This window comes from Actinocrinis sp., from assembly GCF_035650855.1.
GTDB lineage: Bacteria > Actinomycetota > Actinomycetes > Streptomycetales > Catenulisporaceae > Actinocrinis.
Genome location: NZ_DASRGV010000307.1, coordinates 1 through 5,531 on the forward strand (window position 1 = coordinate 1; position 5,531 = coordinate 5,531).

Sequence of the window (5,531 nt, forward strand, 5' to 3'; positions counted from 1 at the left end):
CGGTCGCGACGGTGGTGGGAGCGCTGGCACTCGGGGTGGGAGCGCTGGCACTCGGGGTGGTCTCGACCGCCCTCGCGGCGGCACCCGGGCCGAACGTCACGGTCCGGATCGAGGGCGCCAAGCGCACGCTGGTGTCCCGCACGACCGTCCGCGCGCCAGGCACGGGATGGATTACGAAGGACGGCGCGCCGGAGGGCAAGTGCCCTGCCGACAGCGCTGCAGGTGTGCTGAATCGAGCCACACATGGTGCGTGGAGTGGCAGGTGGTCGCGCACGTACGACGACTATTTGATCACCAAGATCCTCGGCGACACTGAGACCGGTGCGAAGTCGTACTGGGAGATCCTTGTCAACGATGCGCCCGCCAGCACGGGCGCGTGCCAGATCAAGCTCCGCGCCGGGGAGCGGCTGCTCTTCGCCGCGATGCCGCTGAGCGGGACGGGGTATCCGCTCGTCATCAAGGCGCCCAGGACCGCAACAGCCGGCGCGTCGCTGAAGGTCGCGGTCGATTACATCAATGCGAAGGGAGCCCCGAAGCCGCTCGCCGGTGCGACCGTGAGGACCAGCCGGGGCGCCGCCGCGACCACGAATACGAACGGCAGCGCCACGCTGAGACTCAAGCACCGCGGCAAGCTGACGCTCCGCGCGAACAAGGCGGGTTACGTCCGGTCAGCGGCGCGCACGGTCAACGTAAGATCACAAGCGCGCGCCGTTCGGGCCGCCGTCTCGCCGCTGGCGTACCTGCTCAGCGCCCAGAACCACGACGGGGGGTACGGCTTGGCCCGTGGCCAGCCTTCGAGTGTGCTCTACTCGGGCTGGGCGGCATTGGCGCTCGTCGCCGATGGCCGTAACCCCGCCCATGTCACCCACGGGGGCCGCAGTCTGCTCGCCTACATCGAGGCGACGGTGGCCCACGATCCGGGCTCGCTGGAGCGAACGATCCTTGTCGCGGGAGCCACCGGGGTGCCGCCGACCGACTTCCACGGCCACAACCTGCTCGCCGCGTTGAAGCGTGACATCCGGCCCAACGGCTCCGTGCGCGGCCACGTCAACCTCACCACGTTCGCGGTGCTCGCGCTGCGGGCCGCCGGTGTCACTCCGTCGGCGCGGATGATGCACTGGCTGGTGCATCAGCAGGACGCAAACGGCGGCTTCAGCTTCGCGCAGCGTGGCGACCTCGCCGATGTCGACGACACCGGCGCCGTGCTCGAGGGACTTGCAGGCACCTCCGACCATCGCGCCCAACGGCGAGCTGTCGCATTCGTGCGCGGCGCCCAGAACCGGAACGGAGGCTTTCCGGCGGAGCCAGGCGGTAGGTCAAATGCCCAGTCCACGGCGTGGGCGGTGCAGGGGCTGGTTGCTGCCGGCGTCAACCCGGCGCGGGTTCACACCCATGGCTCGCCGTCGCCGCTTCATTACTTGCGATCGCTGGTCACTCGCCGAGGCGCGATCGACTATTCCCGGGGTGTCTCGTTCACTCCGGTGTGGGTCACCGCCGAGGCGATTCTCGCGCTCGACCGTAAGCCGTTTCCGCTGCGCCCACTGACGAACCGGTGACCGGACCGGCGGAGCTTCGCGTCCTCGGCATGCCGCCTGCTTGGCGCCCTCTGCGCGGACACGGCTCCGTCAGACGCTGGCTGATGTATGCGGCGGTGTGTGTGGTCTGCTGCGGCGCCCTGACGGCCGCGGCGGGTCGGGCCGACGCCGCTCCGCTGTCGGATTGCTCACCGCATCGTGGAGCCGTGGTGGCGGTCGACTTTGCCCACTGGGGCGGACCCCTGACCCGTGGGTGCGGGGTCGGCCAGTCGTCCGGATACGCGCTCCTGCACGCTGCGGGCTTCACGACCGGTGGCGACGCGCACGACGGCACGGCGTTCGTCTGTCGGATCGGCAACCGCGCGTTTGACGGCGGGACCATGGAGCCGACCCCGAGCGAAGAATCGTGCAACGGGACACCCGGCACGTCGGCCTACTGGTCCTACTGGGTCGCGCCGGCCGGCCATAACTCCTGGACGTACAGCGTGCTTGGGCCGATGGGCGACGTCCCCAAGCCCGGCGAAGTGGAGCTATGGATGTTCGGCGCGACCAACGTGGGCGGTACTCGCGGCTCGGGTGTGCCGAAATTCCCTCCGAGCACGCTGCGCGCGGCCAGCCGCACGCCTCCTACGCACCCCGCGTCGCCGAGCACCACCTCGCCCACGACCGCAACGCACTCCGCCTCGGCTCCGGCGTCTCGTCCAAGAACCAGCCACCGATCCGCCGCCAAGCGCCGGGCACGGACCAAGCATCGCCAACAGCGCGGGCGGGGTCGAAAGCGGCCAGGAGGACACCCGCGCGATCGCCGCGCGGCACGCGGATCCGCGCCGGTCTCGTCGGCGCGGCGGGCAAGTCCGGCGGTTGTGGCGGCGCAGCCGACAGCCGAGCGCACCTCGTCGGGGTCTGTAGGGCCGCTGGTGCTCGGCTTGTGCCTGGCGCTCACCGTGAGCGGGGGCGCCGTCTGGGCGATCCGGCGTCGTCGCCGATATGAGTGAGGGGTCAAGATGCGCCCGGCAAGGTTGAGCGCTCGCGGACGCGCACCGGCGTTGCACGACAGTCGACGAGTACCGCGGGCGCTGCATCCGGTCGCATGGTGGATCTGGGCGCTGGGGCTGGTGATCGCCGTCAACCGCACGACCAACCCGCTGCTGCTGATCCTGACCCTGTCCGTGCTCGGGTTCGTGGTCGCGAACCGCAGGACGGATGCGCCGTGGGCGCGTGCGTTCAAGTACTACCTGATGATGGGGCTGTTCATCATCGTGTTGCGGATCGTGTTCCAGTCCGTGTTCGCCTCTGGGACCGAACCGCGCGACCACATCCTGTTTGTGTTGCCGCACATACCAATGCCGAGTTGGTACGCGGGCGTCCAGATCGGCGGCCCGGTGTCGCTGGAGGGGACGCTGGCGGCCACGGTTGACGGTCTGCGGCTGGCCACGATGATCTGCTGCATCGGCGCGGCCAACGCACTCGCCAATCCCAAGCGTGCGTTGCAGGTGCTGCCAGGTGCTTTGTACGAGCTGGGGATGGCGGTGATCGTCTCGATCAGCCTCGCGCCTCAGCTGGTAGAGAGCGTCCAGCGGGTCGCGCGAGCCCGCCGACTGCGGGCGGGAAAGAGTCGCGGCTGGGGGGCGTTGCGGACCATCGCGATTCCTGTGCTTGCCGATGCGCTGGAGCGGTCGGTGCTGCTGGCGGCGGCGATGGACTCGCGTGGGTACGGGCGCACCGGCTCGGCAACCCGCACCACACGGCGACTGACGGCAGCGCTGATGCTGGCCGGGATGGCGGGCTTGTGCGTGGGCTGCTACGGGTTGCTCAGTGGCAGCGGCCCGCGACTGCTCGCAACCCCCGCGATTGTGGCGGGTGCAGTTCTTTGCGGCGCCGGACTGGCGCTTGGTGCCAGGCGCGTTCATCGCACCCACTACCGGCCCGATCCCTGGCGTGCGCCGGAGTGGACCGTCGCTTGCTGCGGGGTGGTCAGCGCAGTCTTGCTTTACCTCAGCGCCGGCTACAACGCGGCCGATCTGAATCCGAGCTTCTCGCCGCTGCGGTTTCCCGGGTTGCCGGCGCTGCCGGCGATCGCGATCCTGATCGCCGGCGTGGCGGCGTTCGCGGCGCCGCCGCCTCGGCGTAGCGTGTCTGGATCGAGACTCGGCCCGCCCGAGCCGGCGGGCAGTCCGATCGCGAGGGCCGAGGTATCGACGTGATCGATTTCGATCGCGTCACCATCACCTACGACGGCGCCGAGCGACCGGTGTTGCGCGAGCTGTCGTTACACATCCCGGAGGGAGAGCTGTGCCTGGTAGTTGGGCGCACGGGCGTGGGCAAGTCGACCCTGCTGGGCGCAATCAACGGTCTTGTGCCGCACTTCACCGGCGGGACGCTCGCGGGCCGGGTGACGGTGGCCGGTCGTGACACGGCCACGCACCCACCGCGCGAGCTCGCCGACGTCGTCGGCGTGGTCGCACAGGACCCGCTCGCCGGGTTCGTCACTGACACCGTCGAGGAGGAGCTCGCCTACGGGCTGGAACAGCTGGCCATCCCGCCCGATGTGATGCGCAAGCGCGTCGAGGAGGCGCTGGATCTCCTGGGCGTGGCGGAGTTGCGCCAGCGACCCCTGCACGAGATCTCCGGCGGGCAACAGCAGCGGGTGGCGATCGCCGCGGTGCTGACCGCCCATCCGCGCGTGTTGATCCTCGACGAGCCGACCTCCGCGCTCGATCCCACCGCCGCCGAGGAGGTGCTGGCAGCCGTCACCCGGCTGGTGCACGACCTGGGACTGACCGTCATGCTCGCTGAGCACCGCCTCGAGCGCGTTGTCCAATACGCCGACACGGTGATTCACCTCGCGGGCGACGGGACCGCCGCCGCCGGCCCGCCGGCGGAGATGCTGCTGACGGCGACGGTCGCGCCGCCGGTCGTGGAGCTAGGCCGGCTTGCGCGCTGGCGGCCGCTGCCGTTGTCTGTCCGCGACGCCCGCCGCCAGGCCGGCCCGCTGCGCGCCCGGCTACCGGCCATCCCGCCGTCCGTGGCGCCTGTCGCGGCGCCGGGCGAGACCGTGTTGCGGGCCCGGCAGATCGTGGTGCGCTATGGCCCGGTGGTGGCCGTGCGCGGGGTTGACCTTGCGCTGCGCGCCGGCGAGATCACAGCTCTGATGGGCCGCAACGGGTCCGGCAAGTCCTCTTTGCTGTGGGCGATCCAGGGCGCCGGCCGCCGCCAGGCCGGCACCGTCGAGATCGCTGGTCGGGATCCCAGGCAACTGCCGCCCAGGGAGGCTCGGGCATTGGTCGCGCTGGTGCCGCAGACACCGAGCGACCTGCTGTACCTGAACACGGTCGGTGCGGAGCTCGCTCAGGCCGACCGCGAATCGGCGGCGTCGGAATCGCCTCGCGCTCGCGAGCTGCTCGATCGGCTCGCAGCCGGAATCGACGACGAAGCGCACCCGCGCGAGCTGTCCGAGGGCCAGCGCCTGAGCCTCGTGTTGGCGATCCAGATTCGTGCTACGCCGCGCGTGGTGCTGCTGGACGAGCCGACTCGCGGGCTGGACTACGGTGCCAAGCAGGCCTTGCACACGATCGTCCAGCGGCTCGCGGCCGAGGAGCGGTCGGTCGTGATCGCGACGCACGACGTCGAGTTCGTAGCCGCAACTTGTGACCGAGCGGTGGTGATGGGGGACGGCGACGTCATTGCTGACGGCCCGACTCCGGAGATCGTCCTCGCCTCGCCGGCGTTCGCACCGCAGGTCGCCAAGATATTGGCGCCGCTGCGCTACCTCAGGACGACGCAAGTGGCCGGCGCACTGGACCCGCCGAGCGTGCTTGCAGGGAGGGTCAGCGGGTGAGCGTCGTCCCGGTCGCTCGGCCCGCCTCTCGCCGCCGCGCGATCCGGATGCGCTGGCGCTCAATCGTCGCCGCAACGCTCGCGACGCTGATCGGCTCCGTCTGCTTCCTGTGGCCCTTTCTGCTCGCGCCCGGCCATTTCGGCAGCACATATATGCCA

At 70.5% G+C, this 5,531-nt stretch carries 3 protein-coding genes; all 3 read left to right on the plus strand.

The window, feature by feature from the left end:
• On the plus strand, positions 1 to 1,556 hold a 1,556-nt coding region (locus tag VFB40_RS21875), incomplete at its 5' end, for a prenyltransferase/squalene oxidase repeat-containing protein (RefSeq protein ID WP_324853589.1).
• A 983-nt stretch (positions 1,557 to 2,539) separates the two neighbouring features.
• Positions 2,540 to 3,739: a CbiQ family ECF transporter T component gene (locus VFB40_RS21880; RefSeq protein WP_349261589.1), complete on the plus strand. Its 1,200-nt coding sequence runs from the start codon at positions 2,540 to 2,542 to the stop codon at positions 3,737 to 3,739.
• The gene (locus VFB40_RS21885) at positions 3,736 to 5,373 is read left to right on the plus strand and encodes an ABC transporter ATP-binding protein (RefSeq protein WP_324853593.1); all 1,638 of its coding nucleotides are present in this window, start codon (positions 3,736 to 3,738) and stop codon (positions 5,371 to 5,373) included. Before VFB40_RS21880 ends, VFB40_RS21885 begins: the two co-directional genes overlap by 4 nt.
• Positions 5,374 to 5,531 lie beyond the last annotated feature (158 nt).

Bases quoted from the DNA above. Each gene is read 5' to 3' on its own strand.
- VFB40_RS21880 (WP_349261589.1), top strand. From the start codon at position 2,540: ATGCGCCCGGCAAGGTTGAGCGCTCGCGGACGCGCACCGGCGTTGCAC.